This is a genomic window from Roseivivax sp. THAF197b, assembly GCF_009363255.1.
Lineage (GTDB): Bacteria > Pseudomonadota > Alphaproteobacteria > Rhodobacterales > Rhodobacteraceae > Roseivivax.
Window position 1 is genome coordinate 523456 of record NZ_CP045318.1, and the last position, 15919, is coordinate 539374.

The 15919-nt window shown below is 66.7% G+C and carries 14 protein-coding genes; 10 read left to right on the forward strand and 4 right to left on the reverse strand.

Going from position 1 to position 15919, the window contains the following annotated elements; genetic code table 11:
* The first annotated feature begins 63 nt into the window (after window positions 1-63).
* The gene (locus FIV09_RS02700; RefSeq protein ID WP_216646446.1) at window positions 64-1200 is read left to right on the forward strand and encodes a phosphatase PAP2 family protein; all 1137 of its coding nucleotides are present in this window, start codon (window positions 64-66) and stop codon (window positions 1198-1200) included.
* On the opposite strand, the gene FIV09_RS02705 is transcribed toward FIV09_RS02700, so the two are convergent.
* Window positions 1176-3281 carry a hypothetical protein gene (locus FIV09_RS02705; protein ID WP_152448543.1) on the reverse strand — a complete coding sequence of 702 codons (2106 nt, stop codon included), beginning with the start codon at window positions 3279-3281 and terminating at the stop codon, window positions 1176-1178. The genes FIV09_RS02700 and FIV09_RS02705 overlap by 25 nt on opposite strands.
* Window positions 3282-3294: 13 nt before the next feature.
* Window positions 3295-3459, reverse strand: a complete 165-nt coding sequence (locus FIV09_RS20290) for a hypothetical protein (protein ID WP_172975610.1) — start codon at window positions 3457-3459, stop codon at window positions 3295-3297.
* A gap of 68 nt (window positions 3460-3527) precedes the next feature.
* Here FIV09_RS20290 and FIV09_RS02710 point away from each other — a divergent pair, with 68 nt between their 5' ends.
* Window positions 3528-4742, forward strand: coding sequence for an acetyl-CoA C-acyltransferase (locus FIV09_RS02710; protein ID WP_152448544.1), 1215 nt, complete (start codon window positions 3528-3530; stop codon window positions 4740-4742).
* Between the two features lie 206 nt (window positions 4743-4948).
* Here FIV09_RS02710 and gph read toward each other — a convergent pair whose 3' ends face one another.
* Window positions 4949-5605 carry a phosphoglycolate phosphatase gene (gene gph / locus FIV09_RS02715; RefSeq protein WP_152448545.1) on the reverse strand — a complete coding sequence of 219 codons (657 nt, stop codon included), beginning with the start codon at window positions 5603-5605 and terminating at the stop codon, window positions 4949-4951.
* Window positions 5605-6294 (reverse strand): ribulose-phosphate 3-epimerase, encoded by a 690-nt coding sequence (rpe, locus tag FIV09_RS02720; RefSeq protein WP_152448546.1) that lies wholly within the window; start codon window positions 6292-6294, stop codon window positions 5605-5607. Before rpe ends, gph begins: the two co-directional genes overlap by 1 nt.
* 421 nt (window positions 6295-6715) lie before the next feature.
* Here rpe and aroQ point away from each other — a divergent pair, with 421 nt between their 5' ends.
* The 8 genes from aroQ (at window position 6716) to FIV09_RS02760 (ending at window position 15768) form a co-directional block, all read left to right on the forward strand.
* A complete protein-coding gene (aroQ, locus tag FIV09_RS02725) occupies window positions 6716-7156 on the forward strand; it encodes a type II 3-dehydroquinate dehydratase (RefSeq protein WP_152448547.1) in 441 nt (146 codons plus the stop codon).
* Window positions 7157-7298: 142 nt separating this feature from the next.
* The gene (locus FIV09_RS02730) at window positions 7299-8381 is read left to right on the forward strand and encodes a C4-dicarboxylate TRAP transporter substrate-binding protein (RefSeq protein ID WP_254702296.1); all 1083 of its coding nucleotides are present in this window, start codon (window positions 7299-7301) and stop codon (window positions 8379-8381) included.
* A gap of 95 nt (window positions 8382-8476) precedes the next feature.
* Window positions 8477-8998: a TRAP transporter small permease gene (locus FIV09_RS02735; protein ID WP_152448548.1), complete on the forward strand. Its 522-nt coding sequence runs from the start codon at window positions 8477-8479 to the stop codon at window positions 8996-8998.
* Window positions 8999-9001: 3 nt separating this feature from the next.
* On the forward strand, window positions 9002-10339 hold the full coding sequence (locus tag FIV09_RS02740) for a TRAP transporter large permease (RefSeq protein ID WP_152448549.1): 1338 nt from the start codon (window positions 9002-9004) through the stop codon (window positions 10337-10339).
* Between the two features lie 11 nt (window positions 10340-10350).
* Window positions 10351-11181: an IclR family transcriptional regulator gene (locus FIV09_RS02745; RefSeq protein WP_152448550.1), complete on the forward strand. Its 831-nt coding sequence runs from the start codon at window positions 10351-10353 to the stop codon at window positions 11179-11181.
* A gap of 36 nt (window positions 11182-11217) precedes the next feature.
* A complete protein-coding gene (locus FIV09_RS02750) occupies window positions 11218-13314 on the forward strand; it encodes a 3-hydroxyacyl-CoA dehydrogenase NAD-binding domain-containing protein (protein ID WP_152448551.1) in 2097 nt (698 codons plus the stop codon).
* A 12-nt stretch (window positions 13315-13326) separates the two neighbouring features.
* The gene (locus FIV09_RS02755) at window positions 13327-14505 is read left to right on the forward strand and encodes an acetyl-CoA C-acyltransferase (protein ID WP_152448552.1); all 1179 of its coding nucleotides are present in this window, start codon (window positions 13327-13329) and stop codon (window positions 14503-14505) included.
* Window positions 14506-14571: 66 nt separating this feature from the next.
* Complete coding sequence (locus FIV09_RS02760; protein ID WP_152448553.1) at window positions 14572-15768, forward strand: acyl-CoA dehydrogenase family protein; 1197 nt, start codon at window positions 14572-14574, stop codon at window positions 15766-15768.
* Window positions 15769-15919 lie beyond the last annotated feature (151 nt).

Genomic DNA, 15919 nt, shown 5'->3' on the forward strand with positions numbered 1-15919 from the left:
CTTCGGGAAATCGGCACTTGCGGGCAAGGTGGGGCCGGGAAATTGGAAAGGTGAGTAATCGGTATGTCCACACTCGGCATTCATGGCATCCATGGGATTCACGGGATCCATGGCATCCACGGCATTCATGGGATCCACGGAATTCACGGGATCCACGGCATTCATTCCGGCGGCGGAGGTGGACCATTGGCCAGCAACGCGCTTGGCGTGACCGCCGAGGGGTTGTTGGGCTATTGGGATGGCACGGGCGAGACACCGACGCCGCCCTCCACCGCCGTCATCGACCGTTTGCAGGCGCTGCAACCCGATGCCCGCGCCGCTGCCGTGGCACAGGAGATGAGCGGCTTTTTCACCGTCAACGGCACGACGGAAGCGCCCCGCGTCGCGGGCCGGACCGTGACGCTGACCCTGCCCACGCCGTCGGCGGCGGATCTGGGCACGCATCAATTGCCGCATCTGCGCGCCGCGATGGATCTGCGCGCCGACCGGCTGGGCGAGATTGTGCTGCAGACCGGCGACATGCTGAGCTTCTTCGGCTCGCAGATCCATCTCGACAATTACGCGCGGCGCTGGACGCTGGAGCTGCTCGCGCGGTGTTACGACGTGGTGATCCAGCCCGAGCAGGCGGTGAAATTCGCGGCCGCAGTGCCGCGTCCCAGCGCGTATTCTCCGAAGGTTCAGCCGATGATCCAGACGCCCGGACATGGCTCCTGCCCGAGCGGACATGCGACCGAGGCCTTCGCCTTCGCCACGCTTCTGTCGCTCATGTGGCTCAAGGGCCGCGATCCGGCGCAGAACGCGGTGCGCGGGCTGATCGATATCCTTACCGCTGATGCGCCGTCGGGTGCGGCGGAGGAAAACGTGCTGATGCCCTTCGCGCTGGCCGCCCGGATCGCGGACAATCGCACGGTGGCAGGGGTGCATTTCCCCATCGACAGCGCCTATGGGGGCCTTCTTGGCTTCATGCTCGGGATCAGTCTCGCCCGGCCCGCGCTGGGCGACGGGTTTGCCCATGATTTCGCGCCGACCGCGCCCTTCACGGATGCGCCAACGTCCTGGAATGGCGGCTTCACGCTTGAGGCCTGGCGGGACTGGTTGCGGGCGCTGCTGCCTGCGGATCTCGACGCGGCGACCGTGACGGGCCGCCGCGCGCGCCTGATGGGGGCGATCGGAACTCAGGCCCTCAAGGAATGGGGATAATCCAGCATCACGCCGCGTCCGGTCCGGGTATCCGGGCCGGGCAGGGGCGGGGTGGCCGCAAGGATCGCGGCCAGATCCGCCTCGGGATCGCCGGGCGCGCCTGAGGCCAGCCAGAGCTGCGCCAGCGCCCGGGCCACGCGCGGAGCGGCCACGCTGGTGCCCGCGAACCGCGCCACCGACCCTGTCAGAACGCCCGCTGCGCGCGCGCCTTGCGTCATCGGTCCATCCGCGCCGCGTGCGGCCAGTGTCGGTCCGGGGGATTCCCCTGCGCGCGCCAGCATGTCGATGATCCCTTCGGCGGAGAACCGTTCGGATTGCCCGCGATCCGGCGCGCCGGTCTGGGATCGGGCCGCGGCCACGAACCACAGATGCGCCGTCGTGGCCCCCGCGAAGGCCACCGCCGTGCCTTGCCGGGTGACGGGGTTGCCGGGCGCGGGCGCGCCGAGTGCGCCCAGTTCCGGATCGAAGAGCCAGCCCGGCGCATCGAGATAGGATTGCCGTCCGCGCGGTCGGAACCCGAAAGGCGTGTCGTCGCGCTGAACCTCTGCCGTGACCAGCGCGGCGGCATCTTGCGTGGTCTCCACCTCGACCCGCCAGGCGCCCGCCGGAACAGAAGGGGCATTGTCCATCCGGTGCGTCTGTGCCAGCGCGATCAGCATGCTGGGGCAGGGCAGCGTGGCCGGATCAGGCTCGCTCAGATCGGCGATTTCGGTGCCGTAGACCGCGCCCAGAATATGATCGCCGCGCATCAGGAGGCGGCCTTCCCCCGGCTCCAGCCAGTCGAGCGTCAGCGCGGGCCAGCGCGCATCGGGCGGGGTCAGGCGCACGCGCATCCCCTGGGCCTCGGGTGCCGCGCGCAATTCCAGAAAGCTCGCCGTGCGGTCATCGGGCTGGACCCGCCAATCGAGCCGCATGGGCGCCGCGCGGGACACCTCTGTCCGCGCCACGAGCTGGTCGAGCCGTGCATTGCCATAGGCCGCGATGACTTGCAGGCGCCCGCCCGAAAGCCGCTCGTACCGCGCGATCTCGAACGCGATCCACTGCGCAAGGAACGCGGTGTGATCGCCGGGCCCGGCAAGCGCGCCGAGGCTCAGGTTCACGATCACGGGCCGCCCGTCGCATTCCGACAGACGCAGCGCCTCCGTCGCGATCCAGCGCAGGGCGACGGCCACATAGCCTTCGGTCTTGCGGCCCGAGGTCTCCGCGATGGCGGCAGGGGGCAATTGCACCGCGAGGATCGGCAAGCGCGTCAGGGCATCGGCCGGATCTTCGAAATCGGCGCCCGCCGCGAGGTCCAGCACATGGGTGCCGTGGCTCGCGTGATGGTTGGTCGACCGGCGAAGATCCGCAGGCAGGAGCCCGTCATTGCGCGCCCGGTAAAGTGACGCCTCCGAGATGCCGGAGGCCAGTTCCGCGTCGATATCGGCCTTGGTCAGCACCTGGCCGATCCGCATTTCCGGCAGGGGCTCGATCAGATCATGGGCTGCCGCGCGCGGCTCGGTCTGCAGCCACAGCTTCTCGATCCGGGTTTCGGTAGGCGTGGCCCGGAACCGCGTGTTGAGATAGCCGATGCCGTCGTCGATGCAGCCCATGATCGGCCCGCCTTGTGTCGCGCGGCCCTGGGCCTGCGGGATCGGGGCATGGGCGCGGGGATCGGTCTCGCTCAGGCTCTCGACGCGCGGTCCCACATGAAGAAGGTGGCAATAGGCGGGAACCTCGCCGATTTCGCCCAGCCAGAAGAAGGCCACCGCGACGCGCCACGGAAAGGCGTCCGACGACGGGGAGAGGTCGTCGTCGGCGCCATACGACGCACCGCTCGAGCGGCCTCTCAGCCGTTCCAGCTCCGTGGCCAGCGCGTCGCGTTCCGAAACCTGGAGTTTTGCCCTGGGCTCGTTGCAGATCGACTCGATAGCGGCTTCCAGCGTGGTGACCGTGCCGCAGGGGCGGAGTTCCGCGAAAAGCAGCACCGCGCGCGGATCGAATGTCGCGGTCGCCCGCTCCCAGTGCGAATAGCCATCGAAAGGGGCGTAATCCCCGGACACTTCGCTCCAGTACGTGGTCTCTGCGGAAACCGTTTTCATGTCGCACACCTGTTTACACTTTACCCGGCGTCAGATTGCCACGAATCCCGCGCAGGGCATCGCGTGAATTGGCCGCACGGCGAACATTAACGGTATTTTCACGGATGGGCCGGACGGCTTTGACGGTTTGCGCGGGCGAGGCGTCGGAAGAATTGCGGAACGCGGCGGAATTGGTCACTCTGAGGCCCGAAGGCGCGGCCGCAGATCGTGTCGCCGCGCAGCGTCTCGCCGGAAAGGAGCCCTTCGATGCCCAAGGATATCACCTCGGATCCCGTCATGATCTGTGCTGCGACGCGCAGCCCGCTCGGTGCGTTCCAGGGCGCGTTCACCGGTGTGCCCGCGACGGAGCTGGGTGCTGCCGCGATCCGTGGGGCGCTGGCGCAGGCCGGGCTCTCGGGCGAGGATGTGGACGAGGTCCTGATGGGCAATGTGCTGCCTGCGGGGCTCGGGCAGGCGCCTGCGCGGCAGGCGTCGCTGGGGGCGGGGCTGCCGGTCTCGGTGCCCTGCACGACCGTCTCCAAGGTCTGCGGCTCGGGCATGAAGGCGGTGATGCAGGCCCATGACGCCATCGCGGCAGGCACGATCGGCGTGGCCGTGGCGGGAGGCATGGAAAGCATGACCGGCGCGCCGTACCTTTTGCCGCAGGGCCGGGCAGGGGCGCGGATCGGCCATGCCCGCGTGCTCGATCACATGATGCTCGACGGGTTGGAGGATGCCTACGACATCGCCCCCGACGGCACGCGCCGCTCCATGGGGACGTTCGGGGAGGATTGTGCTGAGGCCTTCCAATTCACCCGCGACGATCAGGATGCCTATGCGATCGAAAGCGTGACCCGCGCCAAGCGCGCCGCCGAAAGCGGCGCCTTCGACTGGGAGGTCACGCCGGTCGAGGTGAAGACGCGCAAGGGCGCGGTTGAGGTGACGCGGGACGAAGGCCCGCAGAACATCGACCCCGAGAAGATCCCGAACCTGCGGCCTGCCTTCAAGAAGGACGGCACGATCACTGCGGCCTCGTCGTCCTCCATCAATGACGGGGCGGCGGCGCTGGTCCTTGCGCGCGCCTCCGAGGCGGAACGGCTGGGGCTGACGCCCATTGCGCGCATCATGGGGCATTCGGCCTATGCGGGCGCGCCGGGCTGGTTCACCACCGCACCGATCTACGCCAAGCAGCGCCTGTTCGAGGCGTTGGGCTGGGGTGTCGACGATGTCGACCTCTTCGAGATCAACGAGGCCTTCGCGGTCGTCGCCATGGCCTCGGCCAAGGAGCTGCGGATCCCGCGCGAAAAGCTGAACGTGCATGGCGGTGCCGTGGCGTTGGGCCATCCCATCGGCGCATCCGGCGCGCGGATCCTCGTGACGCTTCTGGGCGCGATGCGCGCGCAGGGGGCGCGGCGGGGGGTCGCTTCGATCTGCATCGGCGGGGGCGAGGCCACGGCGATCGGGGTCGAGATGGAGGGATGATGTCCTCCGGGCGCGACGAGAGGTTTAGCCGCGACCAGCGCCTGGCCGGGGGATGGCGCTGCACCGAATGTGGTGCGCGCTTTATTTCATCACGTCATTGCGTCGAATGTACCGCGCTCTTGCGTCGACAAAGCGCCAGCCCGCCGGGCCGGGCAGGCGCTGGTCGCGGCGGCCTCTGGCCTTGATTCCGCGACTGAGTACGCCGTTCACCTCGCGGCCAAAACCCGCGCAACCAACCCCGGCAATTCCGCGAATTCCGAAAACCGCGCCGCAGCCGTGATCTCGTCCTGCGGCAGGTGGCAATAGCCCTCGGTGAAGAACAGGAACGGCACGCCCGCGCGCTCCGCCGTCTCCGCATCGACTTCGCTGTCGCCCACATACAGCGCGGGACCTTCCCCGAGGGCGTCCAGCACCGCGCGAAGCGGCGCCGGGTCGGGTTTGCGCACGGGCAGGCTGTCACCGCCCAACACGCTCTCGAACCGGTCCTGCAAGGCGAAGTGCCGCAAAAGCGCATGGGTCGGGGCGATGGGCTTGTTGGTGCACAGACCAAGCCGATGGCCCGCCCCGGCCAGAGCGTCGAGCGCGGCCAGCATGCCCGGAAACAACGTGCTGAGCGTCACGCCGCTTTCATAGCGTGAGATGAATGTCTCAAGCAGCCGCGCCTGTTCGGTATCCGCAATCCCGCGCAAGGTGCGCATCCGCTCGACGAAGACGGCGGCACCGCTGCCGATGCAGCCGATCGTCTCGGACAGGCTCAGCGCGGTCGCGCCTTCCTCCGCCAGAACGGAATTGGCCACGGCCTGGATGTCAGGGGCCGAATGAACCAGCGTGCCATCGAGATCGAAGACGATCCGCGCGCCCATCACACCCAGACGCCGCTCGTCGCGTCGCGGATGGCGCGGATGTTCTGGCCATAGATTTCGGGCGTGTCGACCGAGCCGCCCTTGAACACGGCCGACCCCGCGACGAGCACGTCAGCGCCCGCTGACACCACCTTTGGCGCGGTCTTGGGATCGACGCCGCCATCGATCTCAATGTGCACGGGCCGGTCGCCGATCATGGCGTGCAACTCGGCGATCTTGGCGGTCATGTCGATGAAGCTCTGCCCGCCGAAGCCCGGGTTCACCGTCATCACGCAGACCAGATCGGCAAGGTCCAGCACATGTTCGACCGCCGAGGCGGGCGTGCCGGGATTGAGCGCAACGCCCGCCTTCATGCCCGCGCCGCGAATGGCCTGCAGGGTGCGATGAATATGCGGGCCCGCCTCCACATGGGCGGTCAGGATATCCGCGCCCGCCTCGGCATAGGCCTCGATATAGGGATCGACCGGCGCGATCATCAGATGCACGTCCATGACCGTTTTCACGTGTTTGCGGAATGCCTTCACCGCGGGCGGGCCGAAGGTGAGGTTGGGCACGAAATGGCCGTCCATCACGTCGACATGGACCCAATCGGCGCCCCGATCTTCGATGGCGCGGATTTCGCGGCCGAAATCGGCGAAATCGGCGGAGAGGATCGAAGGGGCGATCTTGACGGAACGGTCGAAGGACATCCGGGCATTTCCTTTGCAGCAAGCGTTGGCGCGCTTCTGCCACGCGCGCGCGGTTCCGTCGAGAGGATATGCCCCGGCGGGTCGGCCCCGGCGCCATTGCGGGCCTTCATGGGACTTTCACGCGACCGTCACCGCTCTGTCATGCAGGCGCGCTACCGGGGCGCCATGATCCATGACACAATCCTCGGGGGATAGTCGGATGATGCAACTCGATCCGCTTCGCTACGTTCTCAGCTGCTGTTTCGGAGCCTCCCGCTCCGGTCCGATCGCACGCCTGACGGGCCGGTCTTGGCGCTCCGCACTGGACTGATCCCGCGGGCTTTTGCGCCACAGCACGGGGCTGGGCGCGTCACGGCTCTTGCCCGCAACCGGTCTCGCGCCCCACAAAGGCCGCGAAGCATTGCGCGTCGGAGCCGTCCCCATGACCAAGACACTCTTCCTGCTGAACGGGCCGAACCTGAACCTCCTGGGGCAGCGTCAGCCCGAAATCTACGGCCACGAGACGCTGGAGGATGTCGCCCGCGACTGCGCCGAGATCGCGCGGGAGGGCGGGTTCGGTCTGCGCGCGCTGCAATCCAACCATGAAGGTCAGATCGTCGAGTGGATCCACGAGGCGCGGCAGGAAGCGGCGGGCATCGTCATCAATCCCGGCGCGTATTCGCATACCTCTGTCGCCATCCTCGATGCGCTGAACGCCTATGAGGGGCCGGTGATGGAGGTGCATATCTCCAACATCCACAAGCGCGAGGCCTTCCGGCATCACTCCTACGTCTCGGCTCGGGCCGATGCGGTGATCGCGGGGGCGGGCACCGATGGCTACCGCTTTGCGATTCGCCGCATTCTTTCCCTGGAGGCAGGTTGAGCGCCCGGCCTCTTCGGCAATCTATCGCCTGTGAACAGGGTCTTGGCCCGTTGCGCGCGAAAGGGGATTGACCGAAGGCCGTTTGGTTTTTACGCATATCGTGGAATTCAATTCTGCATAGTGAAACTTGGGAGGAGAAGTTATGCACTTGATGAAAGCCGCAGTGACCAGTGCCATGATCGTCGGGGGCGTTGCCGCCACCGGTGCGATCTCGCTCGGGGCAACCACAGCCGAGGCGCAGCAATTGTTTGTCGGCGAGGCGGGTCCGAACCGCGGCGCACGCGGCGAATCGCTGAACTTCTTCGCGCAGCAGGTCGAAGAGATGTCGGGCGGCGACGTGTCGCTGAACATCCAGTGGGGCGGCGCGCTCTTCAAGGCGGGCGCTGCGCTCTCGGGCATTTCCGACGGTGTGGCCGATATGGGCACGATCATCGCCGTCTACTTCCCCAAGGAGATGGCCGCCTACCGTGTCGCCGACATGCCGCTCGAGAACGCGGATGCCTGGGTCGGCATGAAGGCCACCGACGAGATCATGCGCTCGAACGAGGCGATCCAGGCCAACCTGGCAGATCAGAACCTCGTCTATCTCGGCACTTTCACCACGTCGGCCGTGCATATCGGCTGCAAGGGCACCGCGATCCGCTCGGTCGAGGATATCGAAGGCCTGAAGATCCGCGGCGTCGGCGCCTACGGCGACACGTTCGGCGATTTCGGTGCGAACATGGTGCCAATGTCGATCTATGACGCCTATCAGGGGCTCGATACCGGGCTCATCGACTGCTCGCAGACCTACAGCTACGCCACCGCGGCGCTGAAGCAGCAGGAAGTCATCGACAGCTACACCCTTCTGAACTGGGGCCAGACCGGCGCGCTGGGCGTCTTCGCCAACAAGCAGATCTTCGACGGTCTGCCCGCAGAGACGCAGCAGGTGCTGCTCGAGGCCGGCAAGAAGATGTCCGATGAGCTGGGCCGCCTCATCACCGCCGATAACGAGGCTGCCATCGCGACCATGCAGGAGGCTGGTGTCGAGATCATCGAGCTGCCCGCCGAGGAGCGCGCCAAGCTCGTCTCCGAAGGCGCCAAGTATGTCGACGAATGGACGGCGCAGATGTCCGAGATGGGCCTCGATGGCGCGGCCATCCTCGAAGAGTACAAGGGCCTTCTGGCCAAATACGCCGCAGAGCGCGACGAGATGGGCTACCCCTGGGAGCGCGAGCAGGGCTAAACCCCGCGCTGCGCGTCGCGCCCGGGCCGAGACAGGTCCGGGCGCGCCCCCCCTCTCGTTCACACACTCCCCCATACTTCCCTGAAGGTGTCGCCATGCTGCGCCGTATCGAGCAATTGCTCGTCGATCTGGCTATTGCCGCCGTGCTGGGCCTCGGCTTTCTGATTACCCTGACCGTGATCCTGCGCGCCGGTTTCAATTCGAACGTTCCCGACGCCATCGTCATGGTCCGCGAATTGATGGTTGCCGCGGTCATCCTGCCGCTTGCCGCCACCACCGCGAACCGCGCCCATATCGTCGTGGAGTTCGTCTCCAACCGCATGCCGCCCCGGGCGCGCGACAGCCTGATCGTCTTCGGGTCGATCTTCGGCTTGCTGGCGCTCGCGCCGCTTCTCTGGGCGGGCTGGCGCGAGGTGACGCATACCCTGTCCTCGGGCGGCTATTTCTTTGGCGATCTGAACCTGCCGAAATGGCCGGGCCGCGTGATCTTCCTTCTGGGGATTTCCTTCTGCTGGCTCCGGCTGGCGATCATGGTCTGGCGCGACATCACCGCAATGCGCGCAGGACAGCCGCTGCCCGATACGGGCTACGGCCCCGCACAGAAAGAGGAGGTGTAAGTCATGGACGGAACCATCGTCGGACTTGTCGCCTTCGCCGCAGTGATCGTGCTTCTGGGCCTGCGCGTGCCCATCGCCTTCGCGCTGGCAGGCGTGGCCTCCATCGGCACCTTCGTGATCTTTGCCTTCCGCACCGGGACCTTCGTGCCCGAGCGGGCCTTCACCCCGACCTCGAGCCTCGTCTTTTCGAACTCCTTCGACCTCGTGCACAGCTACGATCTGTCGATGATCCCGCTGTTCGTGGCCCTTGGCCACATCGCCTACCGCGCCGAGATCACGACGAAGATCTACCACGCCGCCCGCGTCTGGCTCGCCTCGATCCCCGGCGGGGTCGCGATGGCCTCGGTCGTGGGCTGCGGCGGCTTTTCGGCAATCACCGGCTCCTCCATCGCCTGCGCCTCCACGATGGGCCGAATCTGCAGCCCCGAAATGCTGCGCATGGGCTATGACAAGCGCTTGGCCACCGCGTCTGTCGCCGCGGGCGGCACGCTCGGCTCGCTCATCCCGCCCTCGGTGCTGTTCATCATCTACGGCATCTTCACCGAGACCTCGATCTCCTCGCTGTTCCTTGCGGGCATCATCCCCGGCATCCTGTCGCTCCTGGGCTTTCTGTTGGTGATCTGGATCTGGGTGATGCGCGATCCCGCATCCGCCCCGGCCTTTACCGGCACGATCACCGGGCGCGAGCGCGCGCAGGCCGCCATCGAGGCTTGGCCCGCCGTCGCCCTTTTCGTCATCATCGTGGGCGGAATCTATGGCGGCATCTTCACCGCGACCGAGGCCGCGGCGGTCTGCGTGTCCGCCGCCATCGTCATCGGTTTTGCACAGCGCAAGCTGACCTTCGCGGGCCTCTGGGAAAGCCTGCGCGAGACGGTCGTGCAGACCACGTCGATCTTCATCATCGCCGCGGGCGCCAAGATCTTCGTGGCCTTCATCGCGCTGACCGGTGTGGCGGGCGAGATCGTGGGCTTCGTCACCGATGCGAACCTGTCGGTGCTCGTCCTGCTCATCGCCATTGCGATCATCTACCTCGTGCTCGGCATGTTCCTCGATCCCATTGGAATCATGGTGCTGACGCTGCCGCTGATGGTGCCGCTGGTGGAAAGCTACGGCTGGGATCTGATCTGGTTCGGCGTCGTCGTCATCAAGCTTCTTGAGATCGGCCTCATCACGCCGCCCGTGGGCCTCAATGTCTTCGTGATCTCGGGCGTTGTGGGCAAGGAAGTCCCGATCGACCGGATCTTCTCGGGCATCCTGCGCTTCCTGTCGGTGGACGTGATCGTGCTGGCGCTGATCATGGCGTTCCCGATCCTGTCCCTCTTGATCCCGATGTCGATGTAGAGGGCCTGCGCATGACCCAAGACACCGATATCCGCATCCTGCCCAAGGACGAGAACGACCGCCGCTTCGCCACCACGCTGGCGCGCGGGCTGGCGGTGCTGCGCGCCTTCCGGCCCTCGGACGATGGTCTGGGCAATGCGGAGATATCGGAGCGGACGGGCCTGCCGAAATCCACCGTGTCGCGGTTGACCTTCACGCTGCAATCGCTGGGCTACCTCAACCATGCGCGCCGCCATGACCGCTACCGCCCGGGCCCCGCGCTGCTGGCGCTGGGCAATATCGCGGCCTCGTCCATTTCCTTCGTGGAACTGGCCAGCCCGATCATGCAGCGGCTCGCCGACGAGACCGGCACGCTGTCGCTTCTTCTGGTGCGCGACGACACCAAGCTTCTGATCCTGCGGACCTGGCGGCCCACGGGCGTTTCCTCGCTCTGGCTGGAGACCGGGCACCGGTTGCCCTTCAACGGCACCTCCTCGGGGCACGCGCTCCTGGCGGCGATGACCGAAGAGGTCTTCGAGAAGACCGTCGCCAACGTCGCGGGCGCACAAGGTCTGACACCGGAACGCGCGGCCGAGGTGCGCCGCGAGGCCTGGGGCCAGCTCATCGGGCAGGGCTTCTCGATCACTGATCCCGACGAATACTACACCCCCAGCATCCACGCCGTCGCGCGCCCCTTCCATTCGCGCGACCTGTCCGAACCGGTGGTCTTCACCTGCGGCGCTCTGCCCGCCGATCTGAGTGTCGAGCGCATGCGGACCGAGGTCGGCCCCCGGCTCAACGCCGCCGTGCAGGAGCTTGAGCGGATCATGGGGCAGGGTTCCGCCATGACGATGCGTGGCTGACGAAATGAATTCACCAATCACTGAGAGAGGTGCGGCATGACCGACATGGTAACCTACGAACTGGACGGCGACATCGCCGTCATCACCGTCGCCAACCCGCCGGTCAACGCGCTGGGCCATGCGGTCCGCAAGGGCCTTTGGGACGCCATCGACCGCTTCAACGGGGAGGATGCGGCCAAGGCCGCGGTGATCCTCGGCGCGGGCAAGATCTTCCTCGGCGGTGCGGATATCTCCGAGTTCGGCAAGCCGCCGAAGGATCCGTGGCTGCCCGAGGTCTGCAACCATATCGAGGCAGCAACGAAACCCGTGATCTGCGCCATCCAGGGCGCGGCTCTGGGCGGCGGGCTCGAAGTGGCTTTGGGCTGTCATTACCGCGTCGCCCTCAAGGGCGCGAAGCTGGGCCTGCCGGAGGTTAATCTCGGCATCATCCCCGGTGCGGGCGGCACCCAGCGCACGCCGCGCGTGATCGGCGTGAAGGCCGCGCTCGAGATCATCCCGGCGGGCGGCACCGTCTCTGCCGAGCGCGCGGTCGAGATGGGTCTTGCCGACCGTCTGGCGGAGGGCGATCCCCGCACGGCGGGTCTCGATTACGCGAAGGAGCTTGTCGCCGCGGGCGCGGCTCCGCGCCCTGTGGGCCAGATGCCGTGCCCGGATCATGACGAAGCGGCGCTCGCGGAGGCCCGCGCGCTCTGGTCGAAGAAGAACCGCGGCGAGGTGGCGCGCCTTGCCTCCATCGATGCGGTCGAGGCATCGACCCGCCTCGAGTTCATGCCCGGCCTCGAGGAAGAGCGCCGCATCTTCTCCGAAATGATGGACACGCCGCAGCGGGCAGGGCTGATCCACGCCTTCTTCAACGAGCGCAAGACCGCGAAGATCCCCGAGATTGCGGGTGTCGATTCGCGCCCCGTCGCCAGGATCGGCGTGATCGGCGGCGGCACGATGGGCGCGGGCATCGCCACGGCGGCCCTGACCCGGGGCCTCGACGTGACGCTGATCGAACGTGATGACGCCGCGGCAGACAAGGCCCGCGCGACCATCGCCAAGAACCTCGACGGGGCCGTAAAGCGCGGCAAGCTGAGTGCGGCGCAGAAGGAGGCGATCCTGTCCGACACGTTCCGCACCGCGCTGGAGTATGACGCGCTGTCGGAGACCGACCTCGCCATCGAGGCCGTGTTCGAGGACATGGACGTCAAGAAAACCGTCTTCGCCGAGTTGGACCGCGTGATGAAACCCGGTGCGATCCTCGCCACGAACACCTCCTATCTCGACGTGAACGAGATCGCGGCCAGCACGTCGCGCCCCGCGGACGTGATCGGCCTGCACTTCTTCTCGCCCGCGCATGTGATGAAGCTTCTGGAGGTCGTCGTCGCCGACAAGACCGCGAATGATGTCACCGCCACGGCCTTCGCGCTTGCGAAAACGCTGGGCAAAACGGCGGTGCGCGCGGGCGTCTGCGACGGCTTCATCGGCAACCGCATCCTCGCGAAATACCGCGCGGCGGCGGACCGGATGGTGCTGCAGGGCGCGAGCCCCTATCAGATCGACCGCGCGATCAAGGCCTTCGGCTGGCCCATGGGCCCCTACGAGATGGGCGACCTCGCTGGCCTCGACATCGGCTACATGACCCGGCAGCGCAAAGCGGCCACCCGCGATCCGCGCGACATCGTGCCGACCTGGGCCGATGAGCTCTATCATCTGAACCGTCTCGGCCAGAAGACGGGCCGCGGCTATTACATCTACGAAGAGGGCACGCGCGGCGGCAAGGAAGACCCCGAGGTGGAAGACCTCGTCGCCAAGGCGCGGCAGGACGCGGGCATCACCCCGCGCGACTTCACCGATGAGGAGATCCAGCGCCGCTACATGGCCGCCCTCGTCAACGAGGCCGCGGATGTGGTCGAGGAAGGCGTCGCGCATCGTCCGCTCGATGTGGATGTGACCTTCCTCTACGGCTACGGCTTCCCGCGCTATCGCGGCGGGCCGATGCACTGGGCCGACCATGTGGGGCTCAAAGGGCTCCTGTCCGATATCGAGGATTACGCCAAGGAAGACGATTTCTTCTGGCAGCCCTCCGCGCTTCTCAAGCGCCTCGTCCAAGACAACGCCACTTTTGCCAGCCTGAACGACAAGGGCTGAGGGAGGAAAACCATGAACGATCCCGTCATCGTCTCCGTCGCACGCACGCCCATCGGCAAAGCCGCCCGCGGCAGCTTCAACATCACCCATGGCGCGGACCTGTCCGGGCACGCCGCCGAAAACGCCGTGGCGCGCGCAGGCATCGACCCCGCGCTGATCGAGGATTCGATCTGGGGCTGCGGCTATCCGCAGGGCGTCACCGGGCGCAACATCGCGCGGCAGGCCGTGATCCGCGCGGGGCTGCCTGTGTCCATCGCGGGCACCACCGTGAACCGCTTCTGCGCCTCCGGCCTGCAGGCCATCGCCATGGGCGGACACATGATCGCCGCCGAGGGCGCGAAGGCCGTTCTTGTGGGCGGCGTCGAGTCGATCTCGGGCGTGCAGCCGCCCCCGGATGAGGCACCCAACAAGTGGATCATGGAGCATAAGCCCGACCTCTACCTGCCCATGATCGACACCGCCGACAACGTCGCCGCGCGCTACGGCATCTCCCGCGAGGCGCAGGACGAACTGGGCTATCAGTCCCAGATGCGCACGGCAGAGGCCCAGAAAGAGGGCCGGTTCGATCAGGAGATCGCGCCGATGACCGTAACCATGGCCAAGAAGGACAAGGAGACGGGCGAGGTCACCCATCACGAGGTCACCATCGCGCAGGACGAATGCAACCGTCCGTCCACGACGCTGGAAGCGCTGCAAGGTCTGAAGCCCGTGCGCGAGGGCGAAAACAAGTTCATCACCGCGGGCAATGCCTCGCAGCTCTCGGACGGGGCCGCGGCGCTTGTCATGATGGACGCCAAGGAGGCCGAGCGCGCAGGCCTCGAGCCCCTGGGCCGGTTCCGTGGCTTCGCCGTCGCGGGCTGCGAGCCCGACGAGATGGGCATCGGTCCGGTCTTCGCCGTGCCGCGCCTGCTGGAGCGTGCAGGGCTGACCGTCGACGATATCGACCTGTGGGAGCTCAATGAGGCTTTCGCCTCGCAGGCGCTCTATTGCCGCGACAAGCTTGGCATCGACAACGACAAGATGAACGTCTCGGGCGGTTCGATCTCCGTGGGCCACCCCTTCGGCATGACCGGCGCGCGCATGACGGGCCACCTGATGTTCGAGGGCAAGCGCCGCGGCGCGAAGCTCGGCGTCGTGACCATGTGCGTGGGCGGCGGACAGGGTGCCGCAGGCCTCTTCGAGATTTTCTGAGCCATATCAGCGTGACGGGCGACACGCGCCCCCCGCATCCCAATTCCAGACCAAGGAGAGACGACAATGGATCTCACCTATACCGACGATCAGAAAGCCTTCCGCGATGAGGTGCGCAGCTTTCTCGCCGAGAAACTGCCCAAGCGCCTGTCGGACAAGGTCGCGGGCGGCAAGCGCCTGACCAAGGAAGATTACGAGGAATGGCACGCCATCCTGAACGAGAAGGGCTGGCTCGGTGTCACATGGCCGAAGGAGCATGGCGGCACCGGCTGGGATGCCGTTGAGCGGCATATCTTCGAGGAAGAGACCACCCGCGCGGCAGCCCCCCGCATCGTGCCCTTCGGGCTGAACATGCTGGGGCCCGTGCTGATGAAGTTCGGCTCCAAGGAGCAGCAGGCGCATTACCTGCCGCGCATCCTCAATGGGGATGATTGGTGGTGCCAGGGCTATTCCGAGCCGGGCGCGGGGTCGGACCTTGCCTCGGTGAAGACCACCGCCGTGCGCGAGGGCGATCATTACATCGTCAACGGCCAGAAGACCTGGACCACGCTCGGCCAATACGCGAACATGATCTTCTGCCTCGTGCGCACGTCCAAGGACGGCAAGCCGCAGGAGGGCATCTCGTTCCTGCTGATCGACATGGACACGCCCGGCGTCACCGTGCGGCCCATCGTGCTGATCGACGGCGAGGCCGAGGTGAACGAGGTCTGGTTCGAGGACGTGAAAGTCCCCGCCGAGAACCTCGTGGGCGAGGAGAACAAGGGCTGGACCTATGCCAAGTATCTCCTGACCCATGAACGCACGAACATCGCCGGCGTGGGCTTTGCCACCTCGGCGCTGTCGAACCTCAAGCGCATCGCGGGGCTGGAACAGTCGGGCGGCAAGCCGCTGATCGAGAACCCGTTCTTCGCCGCCAAGATGGCGCAGGTCGAGATCGACCTCATGGCGATGGCCACCACCAACCTGCGCACCATCGCGGCGGCTGCTGCGGGCAATGCGCCGGGGGCCGAAAGCTCCATGCTGAAGATCAAGGGCACGGTGATCCGGCAGGAGATCAACGCGCTGACCCGTCAGGCCGTGGGGCCCTACGCGATGCCGTTCGTCTCCGAGGCGCTCGACGAGGGCGCGAACGTCTCGCCCGTGGGCCCCGATTACGCGCTGCCCGCGACGCAAAGCTACTTCAACAACCGCAAGCTCTCGATCTACGGCGGCTCGAACGAGGTGCAGCGGCAGATCATCTCCAAGGCGATCCTGGAGCTGTGATCTTCGCGACCGGCATAACCCCAGCGCCCCGCCCGGCGGTCCCGCCGGGCCGCGCCTGCCTGCCCCAGTGGCAGGCGCGTTCAACGCGGGTGCGCGTGATGCCGTCGAGACGCAACCCGACCATTTACCAAGCGGCACCTTTTGGCCGCGC